The sequence below is a fragment of the Kitasatospora sp. NPDC059571 genome, from assembly GCF_042735675.1.
Lineage (GTDB): Bacteria > Actinomycetota > Actinomycetes > Streptomycetales > Streptomycetaceae > Kitasatospora.
Genome location: NZ_JBHWBW010000025.1, coordinates 5,866 through 20,241, shown reverse-complemented (window position 1 = coordinate 20,241; position 14,376 = coordinate 5,866). Strand labels below are relative to the sequence as shown.

Annotated in this window: 14 protein-coding genes and 2 pseudogenes; 2 read left to right on the top strand and 14 right to left on the bottom strand. The window is 71.2% G+C overall.

Annotated features, from left to right (window positions below; genetic code table 11):
• Positions 1-291: 291 nt before the first annotated feature.
• The 14 genes and pseudogenes from ACFV0G_RS05475 to ACFV0G_RS05410 form a co-directional block, all read right to left on the bottom strand.
• Complete coding sequence (locus ACFV0G_RS05475; protein WP_380542014.1) at positions 292-423, bottom strand: hypothetical protein; 132 nt, start codon at positions 421-423, stop codon at positions 292-294.
• Positions 424-513: 90 nt separating this feature from the next.
• On the bottom strand, positions 514-1,413 hold the full coding sequence (locus tag ACFV0G_RS05470; RefSeq protein ID WP_380542011.1) for a slipin family protein: 900 nt from the start codon (positions 1,411-1,413) through the stop codon (positions 514-516).
• A 352-nt stretch (positions 1,414-1,765) separates the two neighbouring features.
• On the bottom strand, positions 1,766-2,014 hold the full coding sequence (locus ACFV0G_RS05465) for a hypothetical protein (RefSeq protein ID WP_346140851.1): 249 nt from the start codon (positions 2,012-2,014) through the stop codon (positions 1,766-1,768).
• Between the two features lie 57 nt (positions 2,015-2,071).
• Entirely contained in the window at positions 2,072-2,563 is a 492-nt protein-coding gene (locus ACFV0G_RS05460; protein ID WP_380542008.1) for a DUF5994 family protein, read from the bottom strand.
• Positions 2,564-2,922: 359 nt separating this feature from the next.
• Positions 2,923-3,171 (bottom strand): hypothetical protein, encoded by a 249-nt coding sequence (locus ACFV0G_RS05455; protein ID WP_380542005.1) that lies wholly within the window; start codon positions 3,169-3,171, stop codon positions 2,923-2,925.
• Between the two features lie 111 nt (positions 3,172-3,282).
• Entirely contained in the window at positions 3,283-3,492 is a 210-nt protein-coding gene (locus ACFV0G_RS05450) for a hypothetical protein (RefSeq protein ID WP_380542002.1), read from the bottom strand.
• A 308-nt stretch (positions 3,493-3,800) separates the two neighbouring features.
• Complete coding sequence (locus ACFV0G_RS05445) at positions 3,801-3,968, bottom strand: hypothetical protein (protein ID WP_380541999.1); 168 nt, start codon at positions 3,966-3,968, stop codon at positions 3,801-3,803.
• Between the two features lie 29 nt (positions 3,969-3,997).
• Positions 3,998-4,359 (bottom strand): annotated as a pseudogene (locus ACFV0G_RS05440) (PRC-barrel domain-containing protein).
• A 308-nt stretch (positions 4,360-4,667) separates the two neighbouring features.
• Positions 4,668-5,027: pseudogene (locus tag ACFV0G_RS05435) on the bottom strand (DUF5994 family protein); the annotation flags it as partial.
• Positions 5,028-5,579: 552 nt separating this feature from the next.
• Positions 5,580-6,386 (bottom strand): transposase, encoded by an 807-nt coding sequence (locus ACFV0G_RS05430; RefSeq protein ID WP_380541996.1) that lies wholly within the window; start codon positions 6,384-6,386, stop codon positions 5,580-5,582.
• A gap of 160 nt (positions 6,387-6,546) precedes the next feature.
• Positions 6,547-7,380, bottom strand: coding sequence for a YhjD/YihY/BrkB family envelope integrity protein (locus tag ACFV0G_RS05425; protein ID WP_380541993.1), 834 nt, complete (start codon positions 7,378-7,380; stop codon positions 6,547-6,549).
• Between the two features lie 191 nt (positions 7,381-7,571).
• Entirely contained in the window at positions 7,572-8,138 is a 567-nt protein-coding gene (locus tag ACFV0G_RS05420) for a hypothetical protein (RefSeq protein WP_380541990.1), read from the bottom strand.
• Between the two features lie 417 nt (positions 8,139-8,555).
• Positions 8,556-10,412, bottom strand: a complete 1,857-nt coding sequence (locus ACFV0G_RS05415) for an APC family permease (RefSeq protein WP_380542047.1) — start codon at positions 10,410-10,412, stop codon at positions 8,556-8,558.
• A gap of 805 nt (positions 10,413-11,217) precedes the next feature.
• Positions 11,218-12,021 carry an exodeoxyribonuclease III gene (locus ACFV0G_RS05410; protein ID WP_380541987.1) on the bottom strand — a complete coding sequence of 268 codons (804 nt, stop codon included), beginning with the start codon at positions 12,019-12,021 and terminating at the stop codon, positions 11,218-11,220.
• A gap of 184 nt (positions 12,022-12,205) precedes the next feature.
• On the opposite strand from ACFV0G_RS05410, the gene ACFV0G_RS05405 reads away from it, so the two are divergent.
• On the top strand, positions 12,206-12,982 hold the full coding sequence (locus tag ACFV0G_RS05405; RefSeq protein ID WP_380541984.1) for a GntR family transcriptional regulator: 777 nt from the start codon (positions 12,206-12,208) through the stop codon (positions 12,980-12,982).
• A gap of 297 nt (positions 12,983-13,279) precedes the next feature.
• On the top strand, positions 13,280-14,376 hold a 1,097-nt coding region (locus tag ACFV0G_RS05400), incomplete at its 3' end, for a glycosyltransferase family 2 protein (RefSeq protein WP_380542044.1).

Here is a 14,376-nt window from a genome sequence, read left to right as displayed (position 1 = left end):
TGGTGTGTGTTGTTTGTGTTGTTTACGCGCGCGCCGGTTCGGGGGGCGGCCGCGGGGTGGGGGGCGCCCCCGTCGGCCCCCCCCCCCCCGCCCCCGCACCACGACCAGGTCGATCACCGCGACGACGGTGGAGGCGGCGCACAGTACGGCGAGGCTCGTGTAGAACGCACGGTCGGCGCTCGGTGCGGGGAGTGCGTTCGTCGCGAGCAACGTGAAGGCGATGGTCCCGAGCAGGAAGAACGGGACGAAGATTCTTCCGAGTAGTCGCCGCGCCGGCAGATCGCTGCGCGCTTAGCGCGGCTCGGTGCCGACGTGCCGCCACCGCCGGGCGGCGGCCCGCGAGCGGCGGTCGGCCGCCACGGCTTTCCAGTGCTCGACGAGGCGGTGCGGCCCGTGGTGCGGTGTGTGGAACGGCTGCGTCATCATCTGGATGGTCTTCCGTACGGTGTGTTCCGCGCGTCGCCCGGTGAACGCCGTGCGCCCTCGGCCTCGGCCGGTGGAGGACGGTGGTGTCTACGGGATCCCGGTCACCCCGTTGGGTGCCGGTACGTGAACGGGGTCGGGCGCAGGCACGTGCACCGGCTTGGTCGCGAGTGGGGTGTCCGGACTGTCCGGGGGCGGCTGCGGTGCGGGAGCGGCGGCGGCCGTCGCCTCGCGGGAGAGGAAGGAGCCGAGTTCGCCGATGGTGCTCATCAGGGGTGCGGGGAAGACGACGGTGCTGTTCTTGTCGACGGCGATTTCGACGAGGCTCTGCAGGTTGCGCAGCTGGAGGGCGAGCGGGTGGGCCATCATCGTGTCGGAGGCCTCGCCGAGTGCAGAGGCGGCCTGGGCCTCTCCCTGCGCGCTGATGATCTTGGCGCGCTTCTCCCGCTCGGCTTCGGCCTGCTTGGCCATCGCGCGTTTCATGGTGTCGGGCAGTTGGATGTCCTTGAGTTCGACCAGGGTGACGTCCACGCCCCATTCGGTGGTGGTGACGTCCAGGATCTGGCGGATGTCCAGGTTGATGCGGTCGGTCTCGGAGAGGGTCTCGTCCAGGGTGTGCCGGCCGACGACCTTGCGGAGGGTCGTCTGGGCGATCTGGTTGATCGCGGAGCTCACGTTCTCGATGGCGATGACGGACTTGATGGCGTCCACGACGCGGAAGTAGGCGACGGCGGAGACGTCGACGCTGACGTTGTCGCGGGTGATGATGCCCTGGGACTGGATCGGCATGGTGACGATCCGCAGCGAGATGTGGTGCATGACGTCGGCGAACGGGATGATCAGGCGCAGTCCCGGGTCGCGTGCTCCGATGATCCGGCCGAACCGGAAGACGACCCCCTTCTCGTACTGGCGGACGATGCGGATCGACATCGCGAGCCCGATCAGGACCAGGATGACGAGCGCCACCAGGACTGCGATCAAGGCGGTCATGTCGGCTCCCTTCGATTGCGAACCCGCGCCGACGGCCAGGTCCGGGAAAGCGTCGCCGCGAGCAGAGCGACCGGGAGGCGCGGGACCGGCTTTCGGTCCTACCGTGAGCCTTCCCCGCATCCGGTGCCGGTGACAGGGCCGAACGGGCCTGCTCCTGTCGTGCCCGGCCCGCCCGAGTGCAGCACCTCCGGCTTCTCCGGCCTCGGCATCGGGCCTCGGCATCGCCGTACTGGCCGTCGCACGGGTCCCTCCGCCGTCCGGTGCCGGGGCGGAGAGCGGTCCGCACATCGCTGAGCGACCGGGGCGAACCACCGCCGCCGACGGCCTGGGGTTCGCCCGGAGCGGACCGTCGTCAGTACTCGGAGCCGCTTCGCAGGTAGGTGCCCGCGACTTGGAGCCACGCTCCGGGGCTGAAGCAGGCCTCGATCCGGTGGGGCGTGTCCTCGAAGACCCGCAGGACGCGCAGCGCACCGCTCGGGTGCAGGTCGTACTCGAAGGTGACGCCGTCGTCCGTGCCGTCCTCGTACTGCAGGTCCAACGGCCCCTTCGACGGCTCCGCCGGCGCCCGAGCGTCGGCCGAGAGCTTCACGTAGACGGACATCTCTGCGTCCCGCCTTCCCGTCTGTCCCGAGGAGCCCGGCCTGTGGGGCCGGTCCACTCAGGTCGCTTCGCCCGGTGGCTCGGAGCCGATACCGGTTGCGATGAGGATCTGCCGTGCCGAGTCGGTTCCACCGGTCTCGACCGCGCGTGCCATCGCGGCCAGGGCCGCCTCCCGGCTCGCCTGCGGGGGGACGACGAGCAGGCTGAAGTGATCGCGGTCGCCCCGCGTGACGATCACCGTGTCGTCACCGACCGGGTACCGGTCGATGTGCACCGACCGGCCGTCGACGACCAGCCGGGCCGGCACGTCGTCCCAGGCTTCGGCGTCCAGCCCGATGCTCACCACGGAGCCGAGATGTTCGGTCAACGCCCTGATCAGACCGGGTAGTTCGGCGCCGACGTTTCGTGAACGCGGCCACCACGCGCCGTCGAGCGCACCCTCGCGCGACTGTGTGGTCTCCAGACGCAACAGGACCGTCCCCGGCTTCGCGGCCTGCCGGAACCGGTCCGGCAGGGGTCCCGGGAGCGCAGCACCGGTTTCATCCGACATGGCTCGCCACCTGTCCGTGGACACACACCAGCCCCCACCGAACGAGGGCCGACCGTCGGGGAGCGGCGGCCGGGCCGCCCCGATGTCCCCACGCTACTCCGCCCGCACCGCGCCACCCCGACCGACCGCGAGGGTGCCGGCCAGACATCGACGAGGCAGTCCTGAACGCCCTGCGGGCAGCGCGGGCCCGTCCCGGGAAGTCGCCTGGCTGCAAGCCGCCGGGGCCGGACGCGTCATACCCGCGTCACATGCCCTTCGTACCCTCATGCGGCCGTGGTCTCGGGCGTCGAGATCGTGCGGGGCCGTCGAGATCGTGCGAGGCCGAGGAAACCGCGCACGACCCGGCCCGGACGTGCGAGCTACGGCCACTCTGCGTGCCCGGCGGCGGAGCTCCCCGATACGCCCGCTTCCCAGACATCGGCGACAACGCGTGCCGGTCGCATCGGGCCCGGATCGTCCCCGCCCTGCCTCACGGCCGTGTCGACCAGGAACTCGGCGTACTCCTGCGCAGTTCCATCGAAGTCGCCCTCGGCGTGCTCTCCATGCCGCGTGGTGATCTCCACGTCTTCTTCGGAGAGCACACGCACACGCGATCGGTACTTCGCCATCTCGCCCTCCGATCAGCTGCCCTCCCGACCGTACGGTTGGCGTTCGTTCGCTGCTTGATGAGGCCCCGGAGACCTGGGCCCAAGCCCACGGCGAGGCTCGGAGCCTCGCGTCTAGGATGCGGGCTCGCCCCAGTTGACGCGTTCTACGGCATGAGGCGGGAACGACACGCGAGATCCGTCCTCCTGAGTGACGTGCACCCATCCGCGCTCGTCGATGCGGACAATGCCCTTGACCGACTCGCCCAGCGCAACGCCGGGGCTGACGTATCCCGCCCCGTGGGCCAGATGCACCGTTCCGGGGTCCGCCTCAAGGCCTGCCATGACCCGATTGTCCGAGTTCGATCCCGGGTCCACCACCGGAGCCCCGTCATGCCGCCCATCCGTCCGACCTCCAGGGCCCGCCCAAGGGGCCCGGTGTCCACCTCCGTGCCCTGATGGGCCCGGTGCGCCCGGCCCGGTGCGCCCGCCTGCATCCGAGCGGAGCACTGCGGATCCTGCGTGCCTTCGAGGACGCTCCGCATCGGGTCGAGGCGCACGTTGGCCCCGCGGCGTGGCTCCGGGTCGCGGGCACCTTGTGCGCGGATCGGTTCCCCGGTACTGGCCGCGGACCATCGGCGCTGTGGCGCATCTCAGCGGTTGGAGGAGCGGCCGCCGTGCCGGAACCGGACGGCGGAGATGACCATGGCGATGATCAGTACGGCGATGCCGATGAACAGCAGGTAGAGCAGGCCGTGGGCAACCACGCCGACCAAGCCGAGCACGATCGCCAGGATGATCAGGAACAGGACCAATGCCATCGTCGGCCTCCTTCGGTGTCCGCCCGCTGCTATCGGCGTGCCAGGCGGCGTTCACCGCCCGCGCCCGGCGCGTAGTCCAGTTCGTAGTGGGCGAAGATCGCCGCCTCGTCCTCGGCCGGCAGTACGCCGTCGGTGCCGATCGCCGGAGCCTTCTTGACCCGGCTCCTGGGCCAGGCGACCTGCAGATGGCCCGGCCCGGCCCGACCCGCACGTCGGCGAGGGGGACGAAGACCAGGCGGCGGCGTGTGGGCAGCCCGACCGTGACGGTGGCGAACGAGGGCTGGTCAGTCGCAGTGTCGACGTAGACGGACTCCATTGTGCCGATCTTGCGGCGGTCGGCATCCACCACGTCGTGGCCGCGCCATTCCCGAATGTCACCCGCTTCGAACATCAGCAGCCTCCGATGTCTGTGGGCATCTCCCATTCTCCCGTCGGCGCGTGCCGCCGCCACCTGCCCGATGAGCCGACGGGGTGTGACTCGGGTACGACCACCGGCCGCGCCTTCGGCACCGGTGGACGTCTTCTGTGAGGCCGCCGCGGTGCAGGGGTTCCCCGGGGTCCGTGCAGCGGTACGTGTCCGGGCGGGTCCGCGTACCTGCCCGCTGGTTCCGGGGTGCAGTGGGACGCGCGGGCCGACGGCGGGAAGTCGGGGGCGGGGCGGGTGGCGAACGGCATGGTGCCCGTCCGCCGCGATCGTTGTCATCCCCCGGCGCGCGGGTCCGCGGTCGGCACACCCGCGGCTGTCAGGAGGTCGATGCCGGTGCGGGTGTTGGCCGGGTCGGAGGCCGCCGTCATCAGCCACTCGGCGGCGGAGGCCTCGGCCTCGGGGGGAATCACCAGGAGTTCCAGGCGGAGCGGGACGAAGGAGCAGACCATCACCTCGTCCGCGTCCTGCTCCTGTTCGAACCATCCGACGTGGATGACGTGGCCTTCGACCGGGACGCGCCGGGGGATGACCGGCCAGTGCGTCGGATTCACGGTGACACGGGTGATCTTCCCCCATGTGGGGTCCAGTGCTGCCGCCAGCGGGGGGAGTTCGCGCAGGAGGTCATGCGAGCGGGGCCACCAGGCTCATTCCAGGCGTCCCGGGGTGGAGCCCTCGGGTGTCAGTGAGATGCGCACCGGCGGTTCCGGCCCGGGTGGTTGGGCAGCGGTGGGATCGGAGGTCGCGGTCATATCGAACACCCGCCCTGGGCTCGTTGGGGCGGACGGCCTGGTGCCGGCGCCTGGCATTGCAGGAATCCCGCAGGCCGTTGACGGTGCATTCTTCCACCGTACTCCGGGCCGGGCCGGCCTCCGGATGAGGAAGGGGGCGGTCGGTGGGTTGCCGCCGGCCGGGCTTCGTCGCCGTGAAGGCCGGATCGGCGAGCTTGGACGCATCTCGTGGGCCCGGTCCAGAACCCGCCCCAACAACCGATCACCGAATCCTCTTGACCGGTCCGCGGCCGCTCCGCGGTACCTCCCGCGCGAAGTCCGCCATGCGCGTCACGGTTCCCTGCAGTGCTCCCCCTGTCCCGGCATGGCGCCGGCCCTCACCCGCGACACTTCAGCCAGGATGGATCTTGCCGCTGCGGGGTGCGGTCCGAGGTATTTGCCGGATGTCTTTTCTGGTTAAACATAAGGGTGTGGTGATTTTTGAAAAGAATTATGCGCATGAGGTGCTCGGATCCCAGCGGTGCGGAGTATTCTGGAAAGTGCCGGGAGAAGTAACCGGTAGGACGATCGTGAGGAGGCGAATATGCGGATCAGTGAGGCAGGATTCCTGACTCTGCGACTCGCGATCGCAAAAGTGTCCGCCCTTTCGGTGGGAAGATCATAGGGCGACGGAGGCGTGGATTCGGATCCTGTTGTCCCGGTCGATGTGACGTTTACGCAGGCCGGAGAGGTCGCCTCCGCGGCGATGCGGGGGCGACCTTTTGTGGGGCGGCTGAGTGCAGTGGTCCGCGCAGGATGCCCGCGGCCCTCGCCGGGTTTCTCGACCCTGCTGGTCGGGGCTCCGAGGAGGCGGCAGGTCGCGACCGTGCTGATCAGTGCCTGCTCGGCCCGGCGTCGCCGTTCCAGGAGCCGGCTGGGGAAGTAGGTGCCCGAGCGGGCCCCGGGGATGGCCTGGTCGATCGCGCCGACTCGGATGCCCCGGTCGCGATTGTGTTGTCTGTTGCGGGAGTTGACACGTTCCTTGCTTGGCCTGCGGTACTCGCCGCCGCAGGTGCGGTCGATGTCGGCGGACGTCGCCGCGTCGGTGAACGTCTTCGCCATCGCGCGCAACAGGTCGGGACTCGCCGGGGCCAGGTTCTCCTTCGGGAGTGCGGCGGGCGGCAGACTGTCCGGTGCGGTCGTTGTGTCGGTCTCCTCTTCGTGACGTCCGACATCTCGAAGGATCAACCGGTGGCCGTTCTTACGTTCTCGGGCGACACCCATCACCGGGACGAAACCCCGGGAACGGGCGGAACCCGCACGCCGCTTCCCACTTCCCCGGACGCAACCCACGGTCAAGGCCAGCCGCCGGGCTGCCGCCCTCAGCGCAAACGAGCGTCGAGTGGGTGTTGCTCACGAATCGGCCACGACGGCGCGTGGGCTCTCACCTTCGCCCTTTCGGCGCACGTCTCACGCGCTGGAGTTCCTCGTCGAGCAGTCGGCCGACCAGCGCGCCACCGAAGACGACGACTCCCACGCCGACCAGCCAGGACTGGATGACCAGCACGGCCCCGAACGGGCCGTAGGTGACCGTGTTGGAGGCGATCAGCGGTGAGAAGACGAGCCGTGAGAAGAGTCTCAGGCCGAGCAACCCGACCACGGTCACCACGGCACCCGGAAGCAGGGCGCGACGGCGCACCCGCCCGCCGAGCAGCAGCCACTGCGACCACCAGACGAACACCACCGCGCTCAGTGCCGCCACCAGGCCACCGGCCGGGGACCGGCGCCAGAGCGTGCTGGTGGCGGACAGGAAGAGGAACCCGATCAGGACGGCGAGCCACAGCACGTGCCGCCACCGGGCCCACCAACGGGCCGGCGGCAGGTTCCAGGCCTTCTCGTAACCGCTCTGCACCGCGGCCCCGAACGACAGGCCGAACACCGCCAGGGCCGCGAGACCGAAGGCCGTCGTCGTCCGGAACGCCTGGCCGGGCCGCCCGAAGAGCTGCTCGACCTCTCGTCTGGAAGCCGGCGACACACCGAGGCCCTCCCCCAGCCACTGCGCGAACCCCCGCCCGCGGTCCGGATCGGCCGCGGAGACCACGATCAACAGCGGAACCAGAGTGAGGAACCCGAGCGCCGCGAAGCCCAGCGCCCGCTGGGACAGCTGCAGATCACCGCCCCGCATCCAGCCGCGCCCGACCGGCGACCGGCGGACCACCCGCCGTAGCCGTCGGAACAGGGACGGCCTGCCCGTATTGCCAGGGGGTTCGATCGGCATGCACGTTGACTACCACGATCGATGCGCCGCTGCTGTAAGGGCGCGACCACAGGGGTCGAGTCGGATCCTCGGGTAGGGCGTGCCGCGGAACGGCCCGGAGGGGACCGGGACGAACGACCCGGGTCGCGGGGTCCGTGCAGGTCGGCAGCGTGAGCCGAGTTCTCGCAGCCCCGCAGGTTCAGGAGCGGGCCTCAGTAACCGCCACTGCCGCCCGTGGAGCCGGCAGACGGGGAAGCCGACGCGGAGGCTGCGCTGGTGATCGCGTCGCCGCCGGGACTGACCACGTACCACGAAGCGCCGAAGGCGTTGACGCCCTGACCGTTGGTTTCTCCGGGCTTTGTGTCCTTGAAGAAGTAGTACAACGGGTGGCCGTTGTAGGTCACCTGGGTCGAGCTGTCCGAACGGGTGGTCGTTCCGACCAGGGACGCGGTCACTCCGCTGCTGTCGGGTGCCCCGGTCGTGGTCTGCGGCGGCCAATTCTGCGTACAGGAGCCGTTACAGGTCGAGGTCGTCCCCGTATCGGCCTTGAACAGGTACAACGTCCTACCGGAACTGTCGACCAGGATCTGACCGAACGGCGAACTCGCCGTCTTCACCGTGGCGACGCTCCGGCTGGGAGCAGCGGAGCCGGCGGCGGTCGTGGGGACGCTGGTGCTCGCGGTCGGGGTCGAGGAAGCCGTGGTGCCGGAACTGCCGCATCCAGAGGCAGCGGCTGTCATGGCGGCCACACCGACGGAAAGAGTGATGAAACGATTCATTGGGTACCTCTTGATCCTGGTGGCGGCGACGTCGGTCGGCCGACCGGCGGTGACTTTCCGAACCACGTTAGGCACCGACGCTCGACCTGCTTCCGCGGGCGGTCCGGCCCTGCGCCGACCTTCACTCGTGCGGGTGATCGAGGGGCTGTAGCGGTGTCCGACTGTCAGCCAGAACGTCCGTGTGCATCAGCCCACCGGTGCCATGCGGCCGCCTACCCGTCCGGCCTCCAGGGCCCGCCCGAGGGGCCCGGTGTCCACCTCCGTGCCCTGGCCGGCCCGGGGCACGGTCCGGTACGCCCGTCCTTCCCGAGGGCCGGTCCTTCCGGGGCCGACGAGGAACCGTCCCGGTAGCCCGACGAATCGGATGTGCCGATGTGCGCGGTCGCACGCATCGGGTCACCCGGTGCCGCCGCTGTGCTACAGGTGGAACGGGACGGTCGTGACGACGACCTTCGGCAGGGGGCGCAGCGCCCTCCGCAGCCGAGCCGCGAGTCGGCTGTGCAGGAGACGGTGGCGCCCGTGTCGTACGACGATCTCCGGGAGGATGACGGTCAGGGTGAGGTCCGGGCGCTGGTGGTGCAGCGACTCGATGTAGTTGACCAGTGGTGCGACGATCGCGCGATAGGGGGAGAGGACGATCTTCAGGGGCAGGTGGTCGCCCCACAGGTTCCAGTAGTCGCGGAAGCGTTGGGCCTCGTCCGCGCTGGAGCTGATGTGGAGCGCGAGGACGGGCTGCTGGAGCGAGGCGGCGTAGGCGAGGGCCCGCATGCCGGCCTGGTCCAGTGCGGCGATCGGCACGATCGACAAGGGGTGGATCTCCTCCGGAGTCTCCTCGCTCTCCGCCTCCGCCTCTGCCGGGACCTCGGACGGCGCCTCGGGCCGGGTGGCTCGTGGCATGCCGGTCCCCGGGCTCGGCGGTGTGATGGTGCGGCTGGGGACTTCGACGGCGTGGGGGTGCAGGGCGACCGCTGCGCGGACCGTGTCGTAGTGGTGCCGAATTCTTGTCGTCACCAGGATGAAGAGTCCCACCGTGAGTACGGCGAACCAGGCGCCCTCGGTGAACTTCGTGATGGCGGCGGTGATGAGGACGATCGCGGAGAGCAGGGCGCCGGTGGCGTTGAAGGCCAGGCTCTTGCGCCAGTGCCGGTCGCGCAGGCGCCACCAGTGCACGACCATGCCTGTCTGTGACAGCGTGAATGCGAGGAAGACGCCGACGGCGTAGAGCGGGATCAGGGGGCCGGTCCTGCCGCCGAACGCCGCGTAGATCGCCGCCGCCGCGATGGAGAGCAGGATGATCCCGTTGCTGAAGGCCAGGCGGTCGCCCAGCCTCAGGAAGGCCCGTGGTGCCTGGTGGTCGCGGGCGAGCAGGTACAGGACGCGGGGGAAGTCGTTGTAGGCGGTGTTGGCGGCGAGGAGCAGGATCGCGGCGGTGGCCGCTTGGGTGAAGACGTAGAGGAAGCCCGAGCCGAAGGTGCGGTGGGCGAGTTGTGACAGCACCGTCTCGTTCGTGCTGGGCACGACGCCGTCGAGGTGGACCAGGGCGATCGTGCCCGCGAACAGCGCGACGAGCAGGCCGACCATCCAGGTCAAAGTCGTGCGGGCGTTGCGCCACTCGGTCGGTTGGAAGGCCGGCACCGCGTTGGAGATCGCCTCGATGCCGGTCATCGCGGTCGAGCCGGAGGCGAAGGCGCGCAGGACCAGCAGCAGGCTGACGCTCTCGGTCGCGGTCAGCTGCGGTGTCGGCGTCGGCTGGAAGCCGCGGTCGGCCGCGTCGGACAGACCCGTGGCGACGAGTACGAGGACCGCGATGACGAAGGCGTACGTCGGTGCGGCGAACAGCGCACCCGCCTGCCGCACGCCACGCAGGTTCCCGGCGAGCAGCACGGCGATCACGACGACGCCGATCGGCACGACGTCGGTTCGGAGCGAGGGGATCGCCGAGGTGACCGCCGCCATCCCGGAGGCGATCGAGATCGCGACCGTGAGGATGTAGTCGGTCATCAGACCGGCGGCGGCCGCCAGCCCGGGAACGCGACCCAGATTGGCGGTGGCGACGATGTACGAACCACCACCGTGCGGATAGGCGCGGATCGTCTGACGGTACGACACCCCGACCGCGAGCATCAGGAACACGATCGTCACGGCGATCGGCACCGAGTACCGCAACCCGGCGCCACCGGCGAGAACGAGGACGGCCAGCATCGCCTCGGGCCCGTACGCGACCGAGGAGAGCGCGTCGGCGGAGAGCACCGGCAACGCCACCAGTTTGCGCATCCGCTCATGCGCGATCGCGGTGCTCCTCAGCGGAGCCCCGAGCACCACGTGCCGCACCCTGGAACCGATCCGGCCGGTCCGGGAGGTCCGGGTGTCCTCGCTGGTCGCCTCATCCGCCGACGGCCGCCCGCCGACCGTGGCGACCCGCACGAAACGACCGAAGCGGACCGGCAGGATCTCCGAAGGAGCGGGATAACGACCGAGATTCGGATCCACGGGCAGCGCACGCCGCCACACCTGCGGATCCCCGGCAACCCGGCCCCACTCGAGTCCCACCCTGCGCAGCACCCCGAGCTGCTCCGCGTCGAGCGCCGGCAGCAGGGCGTCGGGGCTCGGCGTGCCGCCCTCCCGCACGCCGCCGTCACCGTCCCGACCTGTATCCGACACAGGACACAGTGTTACGCATGCCCCCCTCGCCCGGCGTGCGGCGCACGCCGGCCACCACCTGCCGGCGCGACGGGTGACGCTCCCCGGCCCCGTCCGAACGCGGGCGCAGGCGGGCCGCGCGCCCCGCTGCATCGCAGCTCGCCGGCGTGCGGTAGCGGCTCGGCACGACAGACACTCACGGCCACCGGCATGAGCCGCGGGGTTTGCGCCGAGTCGTCCTGCCCGGACACCATCCGCATGAGCTTCGGGGCGGCCGGAAGATGCGTGATGGAGCATGTCCGTTGTGAGACTCCCGGCTGGTGCCCGGTCGCCGGCGGAGCTCTCGGAAGCAGCCGAAGAGTCGACGGTCGGCTTGATCTGCTGTGAAGACCCCCGCGCGGGGTTCTTCCACCGGTTCCCGGCGACGCCGGCTCATGGGTCAGAACTTGTGGTCGAAGACCGCCGTGACGGGGGCATGGTCGGACCAGCGCTCGGCGTGGGAGGCCGCCCGCTCCACGTATGCCTCGGTGCAGCGGCGTGCGATACCCTCCGTTGTACAAATCATGTCGATCCGCCAGCCCGAGTCGTTGTCGAAGGCGCGGCCGCGGTAGGACCACCAGGTGTACGGGCCGGCCTGGCCCGGGTGGAGGGCCCGGACGACGTCGACGTAGCCGACGTCGTCGAAGAGGCGGGTCATCCAGGCGCGCTCCTCGGGGAGGAAGCCCGCGTTCTTCTGGTTGGAGCGCCAGTTCTTCAGGTCGTCCTCGCGGTGGGCGATGTTCCAGTCACCGCAGACCAGGACCTCCCGGCCCTCCTCGGCGGCCCGCCGGCGCAGCGCGTCCAGGTGGACGAGGAACTCCGCCATGAAGCGCTCCTTCTCGTCCTGGCGCTCCGTGCCGACCTCGCCGGAGGGCAGGTAGAGGCTGGCGACCGTGAGCCCGGGCAGGTCGATCTCGGCGTACCGGCCGGAGGTGTCGAACTCGGTCGAGCCGAAGCCGATCGCCGTCCGCTCCGGCGCCCGGCGGGACAGCACCGCCACACCGGCCCGGCCCTTGGCGGCGGCCGGCGCCCAGACCGCGTGCCAGCCGTCGAGGTCCCGCAGCTCGGCCGGGATCTGGCTCTCCTCGGCCCGGACCTCCTGGAGGCACACCACATCGGCCTTCGTCCCGGCCAGCCATTCCACGAGGCCCTTCTTGGCGGCCGCGCGGATCCCGTTGACGTTCACTGTCGATACCACGATCACCCGGCGAGGCTACCGCAACGTCCGGTAAGCCCCGGTCATTGGTCTTGACCATCTCGGCGGCCACCCCCTACTGTCCCTTACTGCAAAGACCTTTAATAAAGAAGGACGGATAAAGCCCGCCCGCCCCACCTGCCGAAACCGAGGGGGCGCCGGGCGGCCCGTAGCCTTCAGGGTGGAGGACACGGTGGGGCAAGGACAGCTGGCGGCAGTACCGGAGCCGAAGTACTGGCACCTGCGCACCGTCCTGGTGCGGACCATCGACGCGGAGTTCTCCACCGGCCAGGTGCTGCCCAACGAGCGTGAGCTGGCCGCCCGGTTCGGCGTGGCCCGTGCCACCCTGCGGCAGGCCCTCGACCAGCTGGAGCTGGAGGGCCGCCTGGTCCGCCGCCGCGGCATCGGCACCCTGATCGCCGCGCCCCGGGTCGGCGTCCCGGTCAGCGCCAGCGAGGAGGGCTGGCCGAGCGCCTCGCGCAACCAGTCCTGGCGGATCGTGGACTGCACCAGCGCCCCGGCCCCCGCCCAGCTGGCCGCCGCCCTCGGCATCGCGGAGGGCGAGACGGTGCACACCGTCCGCCGGCTCCGCCTGGTGCAGGGCCGGATCATGGCGACCGAGTCGCTGCACGTCCCGGACTCGGCCGTGCCGCACCTGCCGGCTCTCCCGCAGCTGGTCGGCTCCACGGCCGAGGGCGAGCGGGCCCGTTCCGTGCTGCGCCAGCTGGAGCGCGTCGGCGTCGACGGGGAGTCCCGCACGGTGGAGCTCGGCGTCGCCGAGGCCGAGCAGGCCGCCCTGCTGGAGCGCCCGCCGGGCACCCCGGTGCTCATCGTGACCACGCAGTACGCGGCGGCCGGCCGCCAGGTCGCGCTCGCGGTCTGCACCTACCGCGCCGACACCTGCAAGCTCACCTTCGGTGAGACCGGCGCCGTCGAGGTCACCCCGGTCGCCTCGGTCCGCTCCGCCTGATCCGTCCGCCGCCGCCCCCCCCACCCCGCCGGGGGGGGGGGCCCGCCGCGGGGGGGGGCGCGCCGCTTTCGCGTCCCCGCGCCCGCCCATCCCCAGGACCGGCGGCGCCGCCGACACGCAGAGCCGTTAGTGTGGTGCGCCATCCGGATGTCCGCCATCCGGGCCGCGCAGCGCCGCCCGCCCCGCCGGCGCCGACCCACCCGTCGGCCGCCGCGACCCCCGACCGGGCGGCACCGCGCACCACCCGCCGTCGCCAACCGGCTGCGTCCGCCGACCTACCTGGGGCCCGCGAACTCGATGACCGTCTACAGCCACCAGAGCGGTTTCTCCGCTGCCCGGCCGCCCGCGTACCCGCGCCACCTGGTCACCGCCGTGATCGTCTCGCACGACGGCGCCCGCTGGCTGCCCCAGGCACTGGCCGGCCTGCTCGGCCAGGACCGGCCGGTGCAGCGGATCCTCGCCGTCGACACCGGTTCCACCGACGCCTCCCCGCAGATCCTCCAGGACACCCTCGGCGACTGGCTCCCCGAGAGCGGCCCGCTCGTCCTCGGCCGCCGCTCCGGCTTCGGCAACGCCGTCGCCCAGGCCGTCTTCAACAGCCCGCCGCTGCGCCCCGAGGACCTCTCCTACAGCCTCGACCCCTCCGGCTACGACCCGGTGACCGGCGGCTGGGACGACTTCGGCGACCCGCTCGCCGCCCAGGACGACTTCGGCCGCGGCGGCCCCCGGGAGAGCCACCCCGTCGAATGGCTCTGGCTGCTGCACGACGACTGCGAGCCGCAGACGGACGCCCTGCGCCGCCTCCTCCAGGTCGCCGACTCCACCCCCAGCGCCGGCGTGGTCGGCCCCAAGCTGCGCAGCTGGTACGACCGCCGCCAGCTGCTGGAGGTCGGCGTCACCATCGCCCGCTCCGGCCGCCGCTGGACGGGCCTGGACCGCCGCGAGCAGGACCAGGGCCAGCACGACCAGGTCCGCCCGGTGCTCGCCGTCTCCAGCGCCGGCATGCTGGTGCGCCGCGACGTCTTCGAGGAGCTCGGCGGCTTCGACAAGGCGCTCCCGCTGATGCGCGACGACACCGACTTCTGCTGGCGGGTCAACGCCGCCGGCCACCGCGTGGTGGTCGCCCCCGACGCCGTGCTGCGCCACGCCGAGGCGGCCAGCCGCGAGCGCCGCGCCATCGACTGCGCCACCGACCACCCGCACCGCGTCGACAAGGCCGGCGCCGTCTACACCCTGCTCGCGAACTCCCGCGGCGCGCTCTTCCCCTACGTCCTGCTCCGGCTGGTCCTCGGCACCCTGCTGCGGGGGCGCCCCACACAAGGGGGCACGGACCCCCCCCCACCCCTACAACAAAAACCCCGCCCCAGCCCCCCCCACCTCACCCCGACCCCCCC

Excerpts from the sequence above, each read along its gene's own strand:
- ACFV0G_RS05475 (WP_380542014.1), bottom strand. The coding sequence starts at position 423 with ATGACGCAGCCGTTCCACACACCGCACCACGGGCCGCACCGCCTCGTC.
- ACFV0G_RS05470 (WP_380542011.1), bottom strand. The coding sequence starts at position 1,413 with ATGACCGCCTTGATCGCAGTCCTGGTGGCGCTCGTCATCCTGGTCCTG.
- ACFV0G_RS05465 (WP_346140851.1), bottom strand. The coding sequence starts at position 2,014 with ATGTCCGTCTACGTGAAGCTCTCGGCCGACGCTCGGGCGCCGGCGGAG.
- ACFV0G_RS05460 (WP_380542008.1), bottom strand. The coding sequence starts at position 2,563 with ATGTCGGATGAAACCGGTGCTGCGCTCCCGGGACCCCTGCCGGACCGG.
- ACFV0G_RS05455 (WP_380542005.1), bottom strand. The coding sequence starts at position 3,171 with ATGGCGAAGTACCGATCGCGTGTGCGTGTGCTCTCCGAAGAAGACGTG.
- ACFV0G_RS05450 (WP_380542002.1), bottom strand. The coding sequence starts at position 3,492 with ATGGCAGGCCTTGAGGCGGACCCCGGAACGGTGCATCTGGCCCACGGG.
- ACFV0G_RS05445 (WP_380541999.1), bottom strand. The coding sequence starts at position 3,968 with ATGGCATTGGTCCTGTTCCTGATCATCCTGGCGATCGTGCTCGGCTTG.
- ACFV0G_RS05430 (WP_380541996.1), bottom strand. The coding sequence starts at position 6,386 with ATGGGTGTCGCCCGAGAACGTAAGAACGGCCACCGGTTGATCCTTCGA.
- ACFV0G_RS05425 (WP_380541993.1), bottom strand. The coding sequence starts at position 7,380 with ATGCCGATCGAACCCCCTGGCAATACGGGCAGGCCGTCCCTGTTCCGA.
- ACFV0G_RS05420 (WP_380541990.1), bottom strand. The coding sequence starts at position 8,138 with ATGAATCGTTTCATCACTCTTTCCGTCGGTGTGGCCGCCATGACAGCC.
- ACFV0G_RS05415 (WP_380542047.1), bottom strand. The coding sequence starts at position 10,412 with ATGCGCAAACTGGTGGCGTTGCCGGTGCTCTCCGCCGACGCGCTCTCC.